Annotated in this window: 14 protein-coding genes; 1 reads left to right on the top strand and 13 read right to left on the bottom strand. The window is 72.5% G+C overall.

The genetic code is table 11. The features are described 5' to 3' along the window. Window positions 1–285: 285 nt before the first annotated feature. The 8 genes from pstB to QFZ64_RS16605 all read right to left on the bottom strand — a co-directional run bounded on the left by pstB (window position 286) and on the right by QFZ64_RS16605 (window position 10047). Window positions 286–1062 carry a phosphate ABC transporter ATP-binding protein PstB gene (pstB, locus tag QFZ64_RS16640; protein WP_307066533.1) on the bottom strand — a complete coding sequence of 259 codons (777 nt, stop codon included), beginning with the start codon at window positions 1060–1062 and terminating at the stop codon, window positions 286–288. A 38-nt stretch (window positions 1063–1100) separates the two neighbouring features. Next, window positions 1101–2156 carry a phosphate ABC transporter permease PstA gene (gene pstA / locus QFZ64_RS16635; protein WP_307066531.1) on the bottom strand — a complete coding sequence of 352 codons (1056 nt, stop codon included), beginning with the start codon at window positions 2154–2156 and terminating at the stop codon, window positions 1101–1103. Beyond that, window positions 2153–3196 carry a phosphate ABC transporter permease subunit PstC gene (gene pstC, locus QFZ64_RS16630; RefSeq protein ID WP_307066528.1) on the bottom strand — a complete coding sequence of 348 codons (1044 nt, stop codon included), beginning with the start codon at window positions 3194–3196 and terminating at the stop codon, window positions 2153–2155. The genes pstA and pstC overlap by 4 nt, the downstream gene beginning before the upstream one ends. A 117-nt stretch (window positions 3197–3313) precedes the next feature. Further along, window positions 3314–4444 carry a phosphate ABC transporter substrate-binding protein PstS gene (pstS, locus tag QFZ64_RS16625; RefSeq protein WP_307066527.1) on the bottom strand — a complete coding sequence of 377 codons (1131 nt, stop codon included), beginning with the start codon at window positions 4442–4444 and terminating at the stop codon, window positions 3314–3316. Between the two features lie 404 nt (window positions 4445–4848). Beyond that, window positions 4849–6099 carry a CHAD domain-containing protein gene (locus QFZ64_RS16620; protein ID WP_373430619.1) on the bottom strand — a complete coding sequence of 417 codons (1251 nt, stop codon included), beginning with the start codon at window positions 6097–6099 and terminating at the stop codon, window positions 4849–4851. Further along, a complete protein-coding gene (locus tag QFZ64_RS16615) occupies window positions 6080–8311 on the bottom strand; it encodes an RNA degradosome polyphosphate kinase (RefSeq protein ID WP_307066525.1) in 2232 nt (743 codons plus the stop codon). The genes QFZ64_RS16620 and QFZ64_RS16615 overlap by 20 nt, the downstream gene beginning before the upstream one ends. Window positions 8312–8646: 335 nt before the next feature. Continuing rightward, window positions 8647–9573 (bottom strand): mycothiol synthase, encoded by a 927-nt coding sequence (gene mshD / locus QFZ64_RS16610; RefSeq protein ID WP_307066523.1) that lies wholly within the window; start codon window positions 9571–9573, stop codon window positions 8647–8649. Window positions 9574–9672: 99 nt separating this feature from the next. Further along, window positions 9673–10047 (bottom strand): EthD domain-containing protein, encoded by a 375-nt coding sequence (locus QFZ64_RS16605; RefSeq protein WP_307066521.1) that lies wholly within the window; start codon window positions 10045–10047, stop codon window positions 9673–9675. 101 nt (window positions 10048–10148) lie between these two features. On the opposite strand from QFZ64_RS16605, the gene QFZ64_RS16600 reads away from it, so the two are divergent. Beyond that, window positions 10149–11051 carry a helix-turn-helix transcriptional regulator gene (locus tag QFZ64_RS16600; RefSeq protein ID WP_307066519.1) on the top strand — a complete coding sequence of 301 codons (903 nt, stop codon included), beginning with the start codon at window positions 10149–10151 and terminating at the stop codon, window positions 11049–11051. 168 nt (window positions 11052–11219) lie between these two features. Here the strand turns inward: QFZ64_RS16600 and QFZ64_RS16595 are convergent, their stop codons facing one another. The 5 genes from QFZ64_RS16595 to QFZ64_RS16575 all read right to left on the bottom strand — a co-directional run bounded on the left by QFZ64_RS16595 (window position 11220) and on the right by QFZ64_RS16575 (window position 16147). Continuing rightward, window positions 11220–12701 carry a HAMP domain-containing sensor histidine kinase gene (locus QFZ64_RS16595; RefSeq protein ID WP_307066517.1) on the bottom strand — a complete coding sequence of 494 codons (1482 nt, stop codon included), beginning with the start codon at window positions 12699–12701 and terminating at the stop codon, window positions 11220–11222. Continuing rightward, the gene (locus QFZ64_RS16590) at window positions 12698–13432 is read right to left on the bottom strand and encodes a response regulator transcription factor (protein ID WP_307066516.1); all 735 of its coding nucleotides are present in this window, start codon (window positions 13430–13432) and stop codon (window positions 12698–12700) included. The genes QFZ64_RS16595 and QFZ64_RS16590 overlap by 4 nt, the downstream gene beginning before the upstream one ends. A 101-nt stretch (window positions 13433–13533) precedes the next feature. Beyond that, the gene (locus QFZ64_RS16585) at window positions 13534–13827 is read right to left on the bottom strand and encodes a hypothetical protein (protein WP_307066513.1); all 294 of its coding nucleotides are present in this window, start codon (window positions 13825–13827) and stop codon (window positions 13534–13536) included. A gap of 46 nt (window positions 13828–13873) precedes the next feature. Continuing rightward, on the bottom strand, window positions 13874–14920 hold the full coding sequence (locus tag QFZ64_RS16580; RefSeq protein WP_307066511.1) for a S1C family serine protease: 1047 nt from the start codon (window positions 14918–14920) through the stop codon (window positions 13874–13876). Window positions 14921–15121: 201 nt separating this feature from the next. Beyond that, window positions 15122–16147, bottom strand: coding sequence for a LacI family DNA-binding transcriptional regulator (locus QFZ64_RS16575; RefSeq protein WP_307066509.1), 1026 nt, complete (start codon window positions 16145–16147; stop codon window positions 15122–15124). Between the last annotated feature and the right edge of the window lie 34 nt (window positions 16148–16181).

Below are 16181 nucleotides of genomic sequence, written 5' to 3'. Positions count from 1 at the left end.
GGGGGGTGGTTTTTCGCCCCCGCCGCCCTTGCCCTTCCCGTCCCTTCAAGGGGCTGCGCCCCTTGGACCCTGGGGGGAGGGCGGGATGGGTTGTGGGTGGGTGCGGGTGGGACGTGGCTGGTCGCGCAGTTCCCCGCGCCCCTTTTTTTGCGCGGTTCCCCGCGCCCCCTTTCCCTCGCGCCCCTTTCGGGGTGCCCCCCAAGGCTGAAAGGGCCCGTCCCCCGGTGGGGGGCGGGCCCTGGCTCGCGGTGGCACCGCCATGCAGCACCGCGAGGGTTCGGGGGATCAGCCGAAGCGGCCGGAGATGTAGTCCTCCGTCGCCTGGACCGACGGGTTGGAGAAGATCCGCTCCGTGTCGTCGATCTCGATGAGCCGGCCGGGCTGGCCGACCGCCGCGAGGTTGAAGAACGCCGTACGGTCCGAGACGCGGGCCGCCTGCTGCATGTTGTGCGTCACGATGACGATCGTGAAGCGTTCCTTCAGCTCGCTGATCAGGTCCTCGATCGCGAGGGTGGAGATGGGGTCGAGGGCGGAGCAGGGCTCGTCCATCAGCAGCACGTCCGGTTCGACCGCGATCGCGCGCGCGATGCACAGACGCTGCTGCTGGCCGCCGGAGAGGCCGGAGCCCGGCCGGTTCAGACGGTCCTTGACCTCGTTCCAGAGGTTGGCGCCCTTCAGGGACTTCTCGACGACGTCGCCGAGCTCGGACTTCTTGTACTTGCCGTTGAGCCGCAGGCCCGCCGCCACGTTGTCGAAGATCGACATGGTGGGGAAGGGGTTCGGGCGCTGGAACACCATGCCGACGTCGCGCCGTACCGCCACCGGGTCGATCCCGGCGCCGTACAGGTCCTCGTCGTCGAGCAGCACCTTGCCCTCGACCCGGCCGCCGGGGGTGACCTCGTGCATCCGGTTCAGGGTCCGCAGGAACGTGGACTTGCCGCAGCCCGAGGGGCCGATGAACGCCGTCACCGAACGCGGTTCGACGGTCATCGAGATGTCCTCGATCGCCTTGTGGGAGCCGTAGAAGGCGGTGAGCCCGCTCACATCGATTCGTTTGGCCATGACTGGTACTTCGCTTCCGGTCTCGTGTGGGCGGGGAGTCAGCGGGGGGACTTCCAGCGGGCGATGCCGCGGGCCACCAGGTTGAGGATCATCACGATCGCGATGAGGGTGAGGGCCGCCGCCCAGGCACGGTCGTAGGCCGCGCCGTAGCCCGCGCTGTTGGCGTACTGCTGGTAGATGTACAGCGGCAGCGACGCCTGCGGGTCCTTGAACGGGTTGGTGTTGATGAAGTTCGTGCCCCACACCAGCAGCAGCACCGGGGCGGTCTCGCCGGTGATGCGGGCGACCGCGAGCATGATGCCGGTGGTGATGCCGCCGATCGACGTCGGCAGGACCACCTTGAGGATGGTGCGCCACTTCGGCACGCCCAGCGCGAGGGAGGCCTCGCGCAGCTCGTTCGGGACGAGCTTGAGCATCTCCTCCGTGGAGCGGACCACGATCGGCATCATGAGGATGGCCAGGGCGAGCGAGCCGGCGAAGCCGGAGTAGCCCATGTCGAGGATGAGGATCCAGAAGCTGAGGACGAACAGGCCGGCGACGATCGACGGGATGCCGGTCATGACGTCGACGAAGAAGGTGACGGCCTGGGCGAGCTTGCCGCGCCCGTACTCCACCAGGTAGACGGCGGTGAGCACGCCCACCGGCACGGCGACGACGGTGGCGAGGCCGACCTGCTCCAGGGTGCCGAGGATGGCGTGGTAGATGCCGCCGCCGGCCTCGGTGTCGGCGACCACGCCCATGGAGTGGGACAGGAAGTAGAAGTCGAGATCCTTCACGCCCTGCCGGACGGTCTCCCACAGCAGCGAGGCCAGCGGGAACACGGCGAGCAGGAAGCAGACCCAGACGAGGCTGGTGGCGACCCGGTCCTTGGCCTGGCGGCGGCCCTCCACGCGGGTGGCGATGCCGTAGGTGCCGAGGACGAACAGAATGGCCGCGATCAGGCCGAGCTGCGCCGGATTGTCCATGTCCGCGACGAGGCCGAGGACGACGGCGACGACGACCGCGCCGGCGGCGATGGCCCACGGGGACCACTTCGGGAGCCGGGCGCCGCGCAGCGTGCGGGGCGCGGCGGCGGTGACAGGTGCGGTGCTCATGCGTTGGCCCCCGAGTACTCCTTGCGGCGGGCGATGATCATGCGGGCCGCGCCGTTGACCAGCAGGGTGATGACGAAGAGGACCAGGCCGGAGGCGATCAGGGCGTCCCGGCCGGTGTCGGTGGCCTCGCCGAACTTGCTCGCGATGTTCTGCGCGAAGGTGCCGCCGCCCGGGTCGAGAAGGCTGGCGTTGATCTTGAAGGTCGGGGAGAGGACCGTGGCGACGGCCATCGTCTCGCCGAGCGCGCGGCCGAGGCCGAGCATCGAGGCGGAGATCACGCCGGAGCGGCCGAAGGGCAGCACCGACATGCGGATGACCTCCCAGCGGGTGGCGCCGAGCGCCAGGGCCGCCTCCTCGTGCATCCGCGGGACCTGGCGGAAGACCTCACGGCTGACGTTGGTGATCACCGGGAGGATCATGATGGCCAGCAGGATGCCGACCGTCAGCAGCGAGCGCGGGGCGCCCTGCTGCCACTCGAAGATCCCGGTCCAACCGAAGTACTTGTCCAGCCAGCCGAACAGGCCCTCCAGGTGCGGCACCAGGACGAGGGCGCCCCACAGGCCGTAGACGATGGACGGCACCGCGGCCAGCAGGTCGATGACGTAGGCGAGGGTGCCGCCCAGCTTGCGCGGGGAGTAATGGGTGATGAACAGCGCGATGCCGACCGCGACCGGGACCGCGAGGGCCATCGCGATGATCGACGAGACCACCGTGCCGAAGGCCAGGACCGCGATGCCGAAGACCGGCGGGTCGACGTTGGTGTTCCACTCGAGGGTGGTGAGGAAGTTGCCGTGGTCCTTGCTGATGGCTATGGACGCGCGGTAGGCGAGGAAGGCCGCGATCGCGGCCATGATCACCAGCAGGAAGATGCCGGAACCGCGGGACAGGCCGAGGAAGACGCGGTCACCGGGGCGGGTGGCGCCGCGGCTCGCGCGCTTCTCCTCGGCGGTCGCGGGTGCCGGGGCGGGTGTGGTCGGTGGGGGCTGCTCGGCGTCGCCCGGCTGTTCGGGCTGCTCGGTGTTCTGGGTGGTGGTGTCCATGAGGATCTCCGGTCTGCGGAACCGTCACGGGCGGCGGTTCCGGGCGGCGGTGCACCGGACGGCACGGTCCGCCCCCGACGACCCGGGGGCCGGGGCGGACCGCACGCTCAGGTCGGCTCAGCTCAGGCTCGAGATGGTGTCGCGGACCTTGGTGATGATCTCGTCGGGGATCGGCGCGTACTTGGCGTCGGCCAGCTGCTTCTGACCGTCCTCGGACGCGATGTAGGTCAGGAAGGACTTGGTCGTGGCGAGCGTGTCCGACTTGTTGCCCTTGTCGCAGACGATCTCGTACGTCACCAGGGTGAGCGGGTAGGCGCCGGCCTCGGTGGGCTTGTAGTTCATCTGCAGCGCCAGGTCCTTGCCGGTGCCGGTGATCTTCGCGGCGCCGATGGCCTTGGTGGCGTTGTCGACGGTGGCCTCGACCGGGTCGGGGGCGTCCGTCTTCAGCTTGACGGCGTTGATGCCGTCACCGGCGTAGGAGAGCTCGAAGTAGGAGATCGCGCCCTCGGTCTGCTTCACCTGCTGGGCCAGACCGGAGGAGCCCTGCGCGGACTGGCCGCCCTTGGCCTGCCAGGCCTTGCCGCCCTCGTACTTCCAGTCGTCCGGCGCGGCGGCGATCAGGTACTTGGTGAAGTTGTCCGTGGTGCCGGACTCGTCCGAGCGGTGGAAGGCCTGGATCTTCGTGGACGGAAGCTTCGCGTCGGGGTTCAGCTTCTTGATCGCCGCGTCGTCCCACTTGGTGATCTTGCTGTCGAAGATCTTGGCGAGCGTCGGGGCGTCCAGGACCAGGTTGTCCACACCGGGGACGTTGTAGCCGACCGCGATCGGGCCGCCGACCATCGGGAGGTCCACGGCCTGGCCGCCGGAGCACACCTTCTTGGAGGAGGCGACCTCCTCCGGCTTCAGCGCGGAGTCCGAGCCGGCGAACGCGGTCTGGCCGCCGAGGAAGGCGGTGACGCCTGCGCCCGAGCCGCTCGGGTTGTAGTTGATCTGCACGCCCTTGCAGGCCTGGATGTACTGCTTCACCCAGGCGTCGACCGCGTTCTTCTGCGCGGACGAGCCGGACGCCTGGAGCTGGCCCTTGGCGTCGTCGCACTTGATGCTGCTCGCGTTGGCGGCGGACGAAGCGTCGCCGTTGCCGGTGGAGCCCGTGTCGTCGGAGCCGCACGCCGTCAGGGCCAGGGCGCCGGAGACGGCGACAACACCGAGGGAGAGGGCGCGCAGCCGATTCTTGCGCTGAAGCTTCACTTTCGGGAGTTCCTTCCAGAGACCGCCGGTGGGGGCGGCGTGCGACGTCATGGTCCGGGCCAGGTGGGGCCGGCTTGTGATCGTCGGTGCGGGAGCGGTGTTGCCTGGGCGCTTCGCACCGGGTGAAGCCGAAATTAGGCAGAACAGGTGAAGGGGGCGATGGGTGAGGGTTAACGGGGGGTGAACCCCTGCGGGCGGGGCGGGGGCTTCGGCCCCCGCCCCGTAGGGCGCCTTCCGGGGAGGGGGTTCATGGGGCGTTGGCGGGTGCGGGTGGGGTGTGGCTGGTCGCGCCCGCGCGGCGGAGCCGCAGATCGATACAGTCCCGCGCCCCTTGAGAGGCGCCCCTGGCGGGGCGCCTTTCCAAGGGGCGCTCACCTGTACGGCGCCCCCTTGTACAGCGCCCCCTATACACCCTGGCGTTGCCAGGTGTGGTGGAAGGCGAAGCGGGCGGCTTCGACCTCGTGGCGTTGGTCGGCGTGGAGGACGCCGAGGGCGTAGGCCGTCGCCGGGGCGATGCGCGGGGTGCGGGCGGCGGCGGCCGCCGCCGCGGCGGCCTCGGAGGCGTCGCGGTGGCGGGTCAGGGCCTGGCCGGCCGCCCGCAGCCGCGCGTCGGTGGGGGCGCCGGTCAGGACCTCCCGCGCGTAGCGGTGCAGCCGCAGCAGGAGCCGTACCTGGTGCCAGGGGGCGTCCTGCGGCTGCGGGGCGGTCTCCGGGGCGAGACCGTGGACGAGGGCCGCCGCGTTGTAGGGGTGGCCGGCCGTCACCAGGGGCAGCGCGGCGACCGCGTCGGTGAGCCGCTCCTCGGCCGAGGCGGCCAGGAGACGCAGGTCGGCGCCGGTCGCGGCGGGGGACAGCGGGACCTCGCCGGCCAGCAGAGCGACCCGGTCGGCGACGGCGTGGAAGCGCCCCGAGCCGAGAGCCTGCAGGGCGGTGGTGTGGGCGCGGGTGCGGGCGAGGGTGAGCCGGCGGTCCAGCAGGGCGCCCGCCTTCGCCGCGCCGACGGTGAGGCCGGTGCGGTCGGGGTCGGCCGGCGCCTCCGCCCCGCCCGTGCGCGCCCCCACCCCGGCGGGGGCCGGGACCGGCACCGCGCCGGACAGCCGGTGCAGGGCGAGCAGCAGGCGCTCCAGGCGGGAGGCGTAGGCGTGCTCGTGGGCGAGGGTGCCGGAGAGCCAGGCCAGCTCGGGGCGCAGGCTCTCCGACCAGTCGGCGTCCAGCAGCGGCCGGAAGGTGTGCAGCGTCCCGCTGATCCGCCGCGCCGAGCGCCGCAGCGCCCGTACCGCCTCCGCGGACTCCTCGGGGGAGCCGCCCCCGCTCTCCCGGTGTGCCCGCAGCGAGCGGAGGAACTCGGTCGCCCGGGCCCGCAGATACGCGGCGAGCGCGTCCGCGGCGACGGGGAGGGACCCGTCCGGACGTCCGGCGCCGGGTCCCCGCCGGTCCGGTACGCCCCGGGGGGCGGCGTCCGGCGCGGGCACCGGCACGCCGTCGGCCGACGCCGTCGGTGCCGTCGGGCCCGCGGAGGCCGAGGGGCCCTTGGGCGCCGTCGAGGTCGACGGGCCCGTGGGCGTCGGTGGAACCGTCGCACCGGCCGGGGCCGGGAGGCCCGGCCTGGCCGGCGGGGTGTTCGGGAGCGTCGGGTCAGGGTGTCGCTTTGCCACGCCGGCGCCTCCGGGCGTCTATGAGCATCTCCTGGACGTTCCGCAACGGCTGGCCCTCCGCGTCGATCGCGTGGCGGGTCCACTCGCCGTCGGGGCCGAGGTGCCAGGAAGCCGTCAGGTCGGACATGCCGGTCTCCAGCAGCCGGTTCAGGGCCGCCCGGTGGCCCGGGTCGGTGACCCGTACCAGTGCCTCGATACGGCGGTCGAGATTGCGGTGCATCATGTCCGCGCTGCCGAACCACACTTCCGGCTCGCCCCCGTTGCCGAAGCCGAAGACCCGGGAGTGCTCCAGGAAGCGGCCGAGGACGGAGCGGACGCGGATGTTCTCCGACAGCCCCGGCACCCCCGGGCGCAGCGCGCAGATGCCGCGCACCCACACGTCGACCGGCACCCCGGCCTGGGAAGCCCGGTAGCAGGCGTCGACGACCGCCTCGTCCACCATCGAGTTGACCTTGATGCGGACGTAGGCGGGGCGGCCCGCGCGGTGGTGCTGGGCCTCCTTGTCGATGCGTGAGACCAGCCCGTCCCGCAGCGACTTGGGGGCGACGAGCAGCCGGCGGTAGGTCTCGCGGCGGGAATAGCCGGAGAGCCGGTTGAACAGGTCGGAGAGGTCCGCGCCGACCTGCGGGTCCGCGGTGAGCAGCCCCAGGTCCTCGTACAGCCGTGCGGTCTTGGGGTGGTAGTTGCCGGTGCCGACGTGCGAGTAGCGGCGCAGCGTCTCGCCCTCCTGCCGGACGACGAGGGAGAGCTTGCAGTGGGTCTTCAGCCCGACCAGCCCGTACACCACGTGGCAGCCGGCCTCCTCCAGCTTGCGGGCCCACTTGATGTTGGCCTGCTCGTCGAAGCGCGCCTTGAGCTCGACGAGGACGAGGACCTGCTTGCCGGACTCGGCGGCGTCGATGAGCGCGTCGACTATGGGGGAGTCGCCGGAGGTGCGGTACAGGGTCTGCTTGATGGCGAGCACGTCCGGGTCGCCCGCCGCCTGCTCCAGGAACGCCTGCACGGAGGTGGAGAAGGAGTCGTACGGGTGGTGCAGCAGCACGTCACGTTCGCGCAGCGCGGCGAAGATGTCGGGCGCGGACGCCGACTCGACCTCGGCCAGGTCGCGGTGGGTGCCGGCGATGAACTTGGGGTACTTCAGCTCGGACCGGTCCAGGGCCGCGATGCCGAACAGTCCGGTGAGGTCCAGCGGGCCCGGCAGCGGGTACACCTCGGCCTCACTGATCTTCAACTCCCGCACCAGCAGGTCCAGTACGTACCGGTCGATGGACTCCTCGACCTCCAGCCGCACCGGCGGCCCGAACCGACGCCGCATCAACTCCTTCTCCAGCGCCTGGAGGAGGTTCTCCGTGTCGTCCTCCTCGACCTCCAGGTCCTCGTTGCGGGTGAGGCGGAAGGCGTGGTGCTCCAGCACCTCCATCCCCGGGAACAGCTCCTCCAGGTGCGCCGCGATGACGTCCTCGACGGGTACGTACCGCTGCGGGGAGGCCTCCAGGAAGCGGGACAGCAGCGGCGGCACCTTGACGCGCGCGAAGTGCCGGTGCCCGGAGACCGGGTTGCGGACGACGACGGCCAGATTGAGGGAGAGCCCGGAGATGTACGGGAACGGGTGCGCGGGGTCGACCGCCAGCGGGGTCAGCACGGGGAAGATGCGGTGCCGGAAGAGGGTGAACAGGCCCGCCTGTTCCTTCTCCGTGAGTTCGTTCCAGCGGACCAGGTGGATGCCCTCGTCGGCGAGGGCCGGGGCGACGTCCTCGTGGTAGCACGCGGCGTGCCGGGCCATGAGCTCGCGGGAGCGGGCCCAGATCATCTCCAGCACCTCGCGGGGCTGGAGCCCGGAAGCGGAGCGGGTGGCCACACCGGTGGCGATGCGGCGCTTGAGGCCGGCGACCCGGACCATGAAGAACTCGTCCAGGTTGCTGGCGAAGATCGCGAGGAAGTTGGCGCGCTCCAGCAGGGGCGTGGCCGGGTCCTCGGCGAGTTCGAGCACGCGTTCGTTGAACGCGAGCCAGCTGCGCTCCCGGTCCAGGAAGCGGCCCTGGGGGAGCCGGCCGCCGTCCGCCGACTCGTCGTAGACGTCGAGGTCGGCGTCGAGATCGGGCTCCAGGTCCGAGCCCGTGGCGGCGACCGTGTGCGGGCGGTGCGCGGCGAGTGACCCGACGGAGGGCTGCTGTGCGTGCGCCACGGGCGCCTGGGCGTTCTGCTGGCTCATGGAGCCATTCTTCCGCGTACGGAGCGGAACAGGCGCGTCGGAGACAGGGGAAACAGGAGGTGGCGGGGTGTCGGGGGTACGTCCGCCACCCGTGCGGGACCCCTGCGCGGGGGGCGGCGCGGGTGCGGGCACGGGGGGTCGCATTGGCCGAGCCTCGCAAGCCCGGCTGAATCACTGGTTACGGCGACATGACGTGCGGGATACCGGGGGGCGGACCGGGGGTGCGGGGTGCCCTCCGGCGAGGTCGGGGGCGGTGCCGGAACCCGCGTCCGGCGGGGGCGGTCCCGGAACCGCTCACCCCTGACCCCACCGGACGCGTCGGCCCGCGCCGGGAGTCAGCTCTCCGTGCGGTACATCAGGTCCGTCTCGTGCGTCGTGAAGCCCAGGCGTTCGTACACCGTCACCGCCGCCGTGTTGTCGGCGTCGACGTACAGCATCGCCGTGGGCAGGCCCCGCTCCGCGAGGTGGCGCAGGCCGATGGTGGTGAGGGCCTTGCCGAGGCCGCCGCCCTGGGCGGAGGGGCGGACGCCGACGACGTAGACCTCGCCGAGCCCCTCCTCGGCGTGCGCCTTCGTCCAGTGGAAGCCGAGGAGTTCGCCGTCGCGCTCGGCCAGGAAGAAGCCCTCGGGGTCGAACCAGGGCTCGGCCATGCGGTCGTCCAGGTCGCGCTGGGTGAGGGAGCCCTGCTCGGGGTGGTGGGCGAAGGCCTCGGCGTTGGCGGCGAGCCAGGCCGCGTCGTCCTGCCCGGGCCGGAACGTCCGTACGGTCACACCCTCCGGGAGCTTCGGCTCGGGGGCGTCGAAGCCGGTCAGCGGGCGGCGCATCTGGCGCAGTTCGCGGAAGAGGGTGAGGCCGAGGACCTGGGCGAGATGCCGGGCGGCGGAGTGCCCGCCGTGCGCCCACACGCGCAGCCGCTTGCCGGTCGCGGCGAGCAGTGCCGCGCCGAGCGCCCGGCCGTGGCCCTGCCCGCGGCGGGAAGGGCGCACGACCAGTTCCGCGGCCGGTGCCTCCACCGGGTCGGTGTCCTCCAGTTGCGCGTAGCCGACGAGGGTGCCGCCGGCCGACAGCAGCAGATGCCGTACGCCCTCCCGGGCGCCGCCGCGCAGTCGCAGCCGGCCCTGCTCGGACACCGCCTGCTGCCCGTCGCTCCGGGCGGCCTCGGCCAGCAGCGTGGCGACGGCCTCCGCCTGGTCGGGGGAGAGCGCGGTGAGGGTGTCGAGGGAGCGGTCCTGGGCGGTCGGTGCGGTGTCGTCGCTGGTCATGCGTCCGAGCGTACGGGGAGGGCGGACGCGTGTCGCGTGTCTTGCGGGGCAGGGGCCTCACCCCCGGCGGGGCACCGCCGACCCCCGGCAGGGCGGGGCTCAGGATCGGTCGTGGTCGAGGACCACGTCCTCCTCGCAGACGATCCGTCCGACCGACGACAGGTCGACGAAGTTCTCGTGGTCCGGGTCGACGACCTTCAGGAAGTTGTCGCTGCCGAACAGCGCTTCCAGGTCGGCCGTGCTGTCGAACCACGCCTCGACCACCGAGTCGTACTCCGGTTCGGGCTGCTGGGGTGCCGGGACGGGGTACGAGACCACGAACCGGCGCATGTGCCGTCGGGTCTCCGGGATCGACAGGAGCAGCGGGCGGTGGACGTTCTGCTGGTAGTGCGCGAACTCGTCGTGGGTCATGCCCCGGCGACGCTTCAGTGTGAGGATCAGCTTGATCATTTTCTTGGTGTCCTCTCGGTGCATGACAGACACTCTGTGTGCGCGGCGGTGCGCCGCCCAGAGCGCCGTGACGCTGGTGGTCGGACCACCACCCTGGGCCGTTCCCCGGGTGACATGCTGGACGCGTGGATGACGTACGTTCCCGGGAACTCGGCGCGTACCTGCGCGCACGGCGGGACCGGCTCACCCCCGCCGACGTGGGCCTCGCCGCGGGTGGCGGCCGGCGCCGGGTCAAGGGGCTGCGCCGGGAGGAGGTCGCGGTCCTCGCGAATGTCGGATCGACCTGGTACACGTGGCTCGAACAGGGGCGTGACGTGCGGCCCGGCGCCGAGGTGCTGGCGGCGATCGCGGACGCCCTGCTCCTGTCCGACGACGAGCGTCGGCACCTGTTCCTGCTCGGCGGTCGGCCGGAGACGGACGGCCGGCAGCCGAACACGGACGCACTCGCGGGCCCCGCGGGGGACGACGGCCGGCTGCGGGTCCTGCTGGACAGCCTCTCGCCGCACCCGGCGGTGGTGATCGACCCCCGGTTCGAGATCCTGGCCTGCAACGCGGCGTTCCGGTTCATGATCAACGACATCGAGGCGCTCCCGCGGACGGACCGCAACTGGGCGTACCTGCACTTCACCCACCCCGACTGGATCGACGGGCAGGCCGACTACGCCGAGGAGTGCGAGATCCTCGTGGCCAAACTCCGCGCCTGCCGCGGAGAGACGCTCACGCATCCGGCCTGGGGACCGCTGCTCCGCCGGCTCCGCGAGGAATCGCCGCTGTTCGCGCGCCTGTGGGACCGGGCGGACGTGTCCTCCGGCTCCCGGCGGGTGAAGCGGATCCGGTCGCCGCACGTCGGCAGCCTGTCCCTGCGCACGGTCACGCTGCGGCTCCACGAGAATCCGCACACCCGCGTGGTCGTCCACCAGCCGGAGGACCGCACCACACGGGAACGGCTCGACGAACTCGCCGCGCGGATCGCCCGCGGCGGCATCGACGGCCCCGCCCCCGTACGGCACCCGCGCCCCGCCACCTGACGAGGCGCCCGGGCCCGGCCGGCCGCCGACGGCGGGTCGGGCGGGCACCCTCGGCCGGTCGGGCGCCCCGGGCGGTTACGCCTCGGGGCCGGTCGAGCGCCCCCGCCGGGCGGAGGTCGGCGGCCGGGCGGGGCGGAGGTCGGCGGCCGGGCGGGCGGCTCCGGCCGGTCAGGGGTTCGCGCCCGGCTCCGACACCGGTGGTGGTGTCGGTGCGCCGGGGAGACGGACGGTGACGACCGTGCCGCCGGCCCCGTCCGCAGCCGGGGCGAGGGAGACCTCGCCGCCCGCCTGCTGGACCGTGCGGGCCACGATGGAGAGGCCGAGGCCGGAGCCCGGCAGAGCCCTCGCGCCGGGGGAGCGCCAGAAGCGGTCGAAGACGTGGGGGAGTTCGTCGGCGGCGATGCCGGGGCCGTGGTCCCGTACCGTCAGGACGCCATCGGCCAGCCGCACCTCGATCGTGCCGGCCCCGGGGCTGAACTTCACCGCGTTGTCCAGGATGTTGACCACCGCCCGCTCCAGCGAGGACGGCTCCGCGCGGACGTACCACGGCTCCACGTCCGCCGTGATCGTCAGCTCCGGACCACGCAGCCGGGCCCGGCGCAGCGCCGACTCCACGATGTCCTGCCACGCGAGGATCTGCGTACGGTCCGAGTGCTGGCCGGTGTCCGGGCGGGAGAGCTCCTGCAAGTCGCCGATGAGCGCGGCCAGTTCCGTCATCTGCGCCTTCACCGAGGCGAGCAGCGCCTTGCGGTCGGCGGCGGGAAGGGGGCGGCCGGTCTCCTCGCTGCGGGTCAAAAGTTCGATGTTCGTCCGGAGGGAGGTGAGGGGGGTGCGGAGCTCGTGGCCGGCGTCCGCGATGAGCTGTTGTTGCAGGTCGCGGGAGGAGGCGAGGGACGCCGTCATGGAGTTGAAGGAGCGGGAGAGGCGGGCGATCTCGTCGTCGGCGGGTTCGTCGACCGGGATGCGGACGGTGAGGTCCTCCGTGCGGGCCACGTGTTCGACGGCCGCGGTGAGCTTGTCGACGGGGCGCAGCCCGGCGCGGGCCACGGCCAGTCCCGCGGCCCCGGCGCCGAGCACTCCTATGCCGGAGACCAGCAGCAGGATCAGCGCCAGATCGTTCAGGGTCGACTGGGTGCTCTTGAGAGGGGTCGCGACGAGGAGGGCGGTGCCGGGGACGACCTGCGGCTCGGTGCCGAGGCCCTGGGTGGCGGTCAGCGGGATCGTCCGCACGCGGACGGCGTCGCCGTCGTCGTCGGTGCCGTTGCGGCGCACGACCCGGTCGGCGGAGTCCGCTTCCTGCGCCACGCGTCTGTCGGCGCCGGTGACCTTCACCATGCCCGCGGAGTTCGAGGAGACGCAGGCCGTGCCGTCCGCCTGGACCAGTTCGAGGTAGTAGTTCTCCCGGGTCCGCAGCTGGCTCGGGGCGCCCTGCGGGGTCTGGGTGCAGTTGTTGAGCGTGCCGACGACCTGGGAGTACTGCTGCGGCCGCTGGGTGGCCTGCTTCAGGTCGTCGTCCACCTGGGCGTACAGCCTGCCCTGCACGATGAACCAGCACGTCACCGAGACCGCCGCCACCGCGAAGGCCACCGCCGCGGCGACCAGCAGGGCCAGGCGGGAGCGGAGCGGCAGTGCGCGGAAGCGTCGGATCACTCCGCGCCGCCCGCGCGCAGGACGTACCCGACGCCCCGCACGGTGTGGACCAGGCGCGGCTCGCCGCCGGCCTCCGTCTTGCGGCGCAGGTACATGACGTACACGTCCAGGGAGTTGGAGCTCGGCTCGAAGTCGAAGCCCCAGACGGCCTTGAGGATCTGCTCGCGGGTCAGCACCTGGCGCGGGTGCGCCATGAACATCTCCAGGAGCGTGAACTCGGTGCGGGTCAGCTCCACCGCGCGCCCGCCCCGGGTCACCTCGCGGGTGGCCAGGTCCATGCGGAGGTCGGCGAAGGCGAGGGTGTCGTTCTCCTCGTCCGCGCCGGCCATGGCGGCCGCGTAGGAGCTGCGGCGCAGCAGGGCGCGGATGCGGGCGAACAGTTCGTCCAGTTCGAACGGCTTGACCAGGTAGTCGTCGGCGCCGGCGTCCAGGCCGGTGACCCGGTCGCCGACGGTGTCCCGGGCGGTGAGCATCAGGATGGGGGTGGTGTCGCCGGAGGCGCGGATGCGGCGGGCGGCGGTGAGGCCGTCCATGCGCGGCATCTGGATGTCGAGGACCAGCAGGTCGGGCCGGTACGCGGCGGCCTTCTCCAGCGCGTCCGCGCCGTCCACGGCGATCTCGGTGCCGTAGCCCTCGAAGGCGAGGCTGCGCTGGAGTGCTTCGCGCACCGCCGGCTCGTCGTCGACGATCAGGATGCGCTGGGTGTCACGGTCGCCTTCGGCGGGGCTCATGGGCGTGGGGTTCCTCGGGTGCGGTGGGACGGGCGGGACACGGGGGCTGCGTGCCGTGCGCCGGCGCGGAGGGTGGGCGCGGACGCCTCAAGCGTCGCACGTCAGGCCAGGGGGGTGTCCAGCCTGCGCAGGGCGACCCGGCGGCGGTGCCGGCGGGCGGTGGTGGTCCGCAGGCCCATGAGCTGCGGCTGCGACGGGACGGGCGGTACACCCGGGACAGGGACGACCTCGGGGGCCCGGGGTGTCGGAGGGTGGAGGGCGGCGGCGACCGCCAGGGCGAGCGCCGTGTCCGCCGCGCTGATGCCGACGGCGACGTTGGTGCCGGTGCCGGTGCCGGTGCCGGTGCCGGTGCCCGTGCCCGTGCCGGTCGTCGTGTGCGTCACCTGCTGGATCATGTCGGTCTCCTTCGGTGGGTCCGCCGCGCCGGGGCCGGGGCGGCGGTCAGTTGTCGGAGCCACCGGCCCGCAGTGTCGCGAGGTCGGACTTGACGGTGTCGATCGGGATGGCGAAGCCGAGGCCGACGCTCCCCGCGCTCGACGAGGAGGAGTCGGCGGCGGAGGAGTACATCGCGGAGTTGATGCCGATGATCTGGCCGGCCGCGTTGATCAGGGCGCCGCCGGAGTTGCCCGGGTTGAGGGAGGCGTCGGTCTGGATCGCCTTGTACGTCGTCGTCGAGGAGCCGGTGTCGCCGTTGAACTGCCGGCCGCCGAACTGGAAGGGCCAGCTGCCGTCGCCGCCCTGCTGCTGTTGCTGCTGCTCCTCGTCGGTCGAGACGGTCACGTCGCGGTGGAGCGCGGAGACGATGCCGCTGGTGACGGTGCCGGTGAGGCCCTCGGGGGAGCCGATGGCGACGACCTGGTCGCCGACCTGGACGTTGTCGGAGTCGCCGAGGGAGGCCGGGTGGAGACCGGAGGCGTCCTCCAGCTTGATCAGCGCCAGGTCCTTCTTGCTGTCGGTGCCGACGACCCGGGCGGTGTAGCTCTTGCCGTCGTGGGTGCGGACCTTGACGGAGGAGGCGCCGGAGACGACGTGGTTGTTGGTGACGATCTCGCCGCCGCTGGTGAGGATCACACCGGAGCCGGTGGACCGGCCGGCGTTCGAGGTGGCATTGATCTCCACGACGCTGGGGCTGACGGCGGCGGCTATGGCGGCGACCGAGCCCTTCTTGTCGACCGGGACGGCGCTGGCGCCGGTGCTGCTCGCGGCGACCGTGTCGGAGGAGTGGGTGAGCTCCTGGATGCCGTAGGCCGTGCCGCCGCCGACGGCCGCGGCGGCTATGGCGACGGCGGCGAGGAGGGTGACGGGGCCCTTCGCGCGCTTGCGGCGGGCGGTGGGGGCCGGGGCCGACCGCGCGGGCTCGTAGGACGGGGGAGGCGGCCACTCGGGGTTCACGGGAGCGTACAGGTGCGCGTCGGCGGGGCCCTGGGGGGTCCGGCCGGCCTGAGGGTGCTGCTCGTGGTCGCCGCTGCGGAAGCTGCTCTCTGTCATGGAAAAAAGAGTGTCCCGCGATCATGAGAGACGACTGAGGGACCGCTGAGAAGCCCGACAGAAGTGCGTATGCCCGATATAAAGAGGGGTCCCGCCTCTGAAAAGGGGCGCGGGGAACCGCTCGATCTTTCGATGGTCCGGGCGGCGGAGCCCCCCGGGGGACGGGAAGGGTGAGGGCGGAGAGGGCGGAAAACCGTGCCCTCAGGCCGCGCACCCGCAGGACGCACGCTCGACCAGCCGGGACGGGAACTGCTTCAGACGCTCCCGCTGCGACCCGGGGACGCGGAGGCCGTCGTCCAGGACGAGGTCCACCGCCTCGCGCGCCATCGCCGACCGGTCGGACGCCACCGTCGTCAGCGGCGGATCCGTCAACGCCGCCTCCTTCACGTCGTCGAACCCCGCCACCGCCAACTCCGCGGGCACCTCGATCCGCAGCTCCCGCGCCGCCCGCAGCACCCCGATCGCCTGGTCGTCCGTCGAGCAGAAGATCGCCGGCGGCCGGTCGGGCCCGGCGAGCAGTTCGAGCCCCACCCGGTACGCGTCGTAGCGGTTGTACGGCGCCTCGAACAGCCGCCCCTCCGTCGGGATGCCCGCCTCGGCCATCGCCTGCCGCCAGCCCTCGACGTGGTCGGAGACCGGGTCGCCCACCGCCGGGGTCTCGGCCGTACCGCCCATGCAGGCGACGTACGGGTGGCCGTGGTCCAGCAGGTGCCGCACGGCGAGCCGGGCACCGCCGAGGTCGTCCGTCACCACGGCCACGTCGTCTATCATCTCGGGCCGCTCGTGCAGCAGCACCACCCGGGCGTCCCACGCCTCGATCTCCGCGGCGGCGTGGTCGTTGAGCGCGTGGCTGACCAGGATCAGTCCGGAGACCCGCATGCCGAGGAAGGCACGCAGGTAGTGGACCTCGCGCTCGGCGATGTAGTCCGTGTTGCCGACCAGCACCATTTTTCCGCGCTCGGCGGCGGCCTGCTCGACCGCGTGCGTCATCTCGCCGAAGAACGGCTGGCGCGCGTCCGGCACGATCATGCCTATGAGGTCGGTCCGCCGCGAGGCCATGGCCTGGGCGACCCGGTCCGGCCGGTACCCCAGCTCCTTGATCGCCGCGAGGACACGCTCGCGCGTGGCCGGGGCGACCGGCCGGGGTCCGTTGTTGATGACGTAACTGACGACGGCGGTGGAGGTCCCCGCCAGCCGCGCCACATCATCCCGAGTCACCTTGGCCACGCGCGGAGTCTACGCGGATGGAACGGCCCTGGGC

It is taken from the genome of Streptomyces sp. B3I8, assembly GCF_030816915.1.
Classification (GTDB): Bacteria; Actinomycetota; Actinomycetes; order Streptomycetales; family Streptomycetaceae; genus Streptomyces.
The sequence above is the reverse complement of the archived record's forward strand: the minus strand, read 5'-3'. Positions and strand labels throughout refer to the sequence as shown.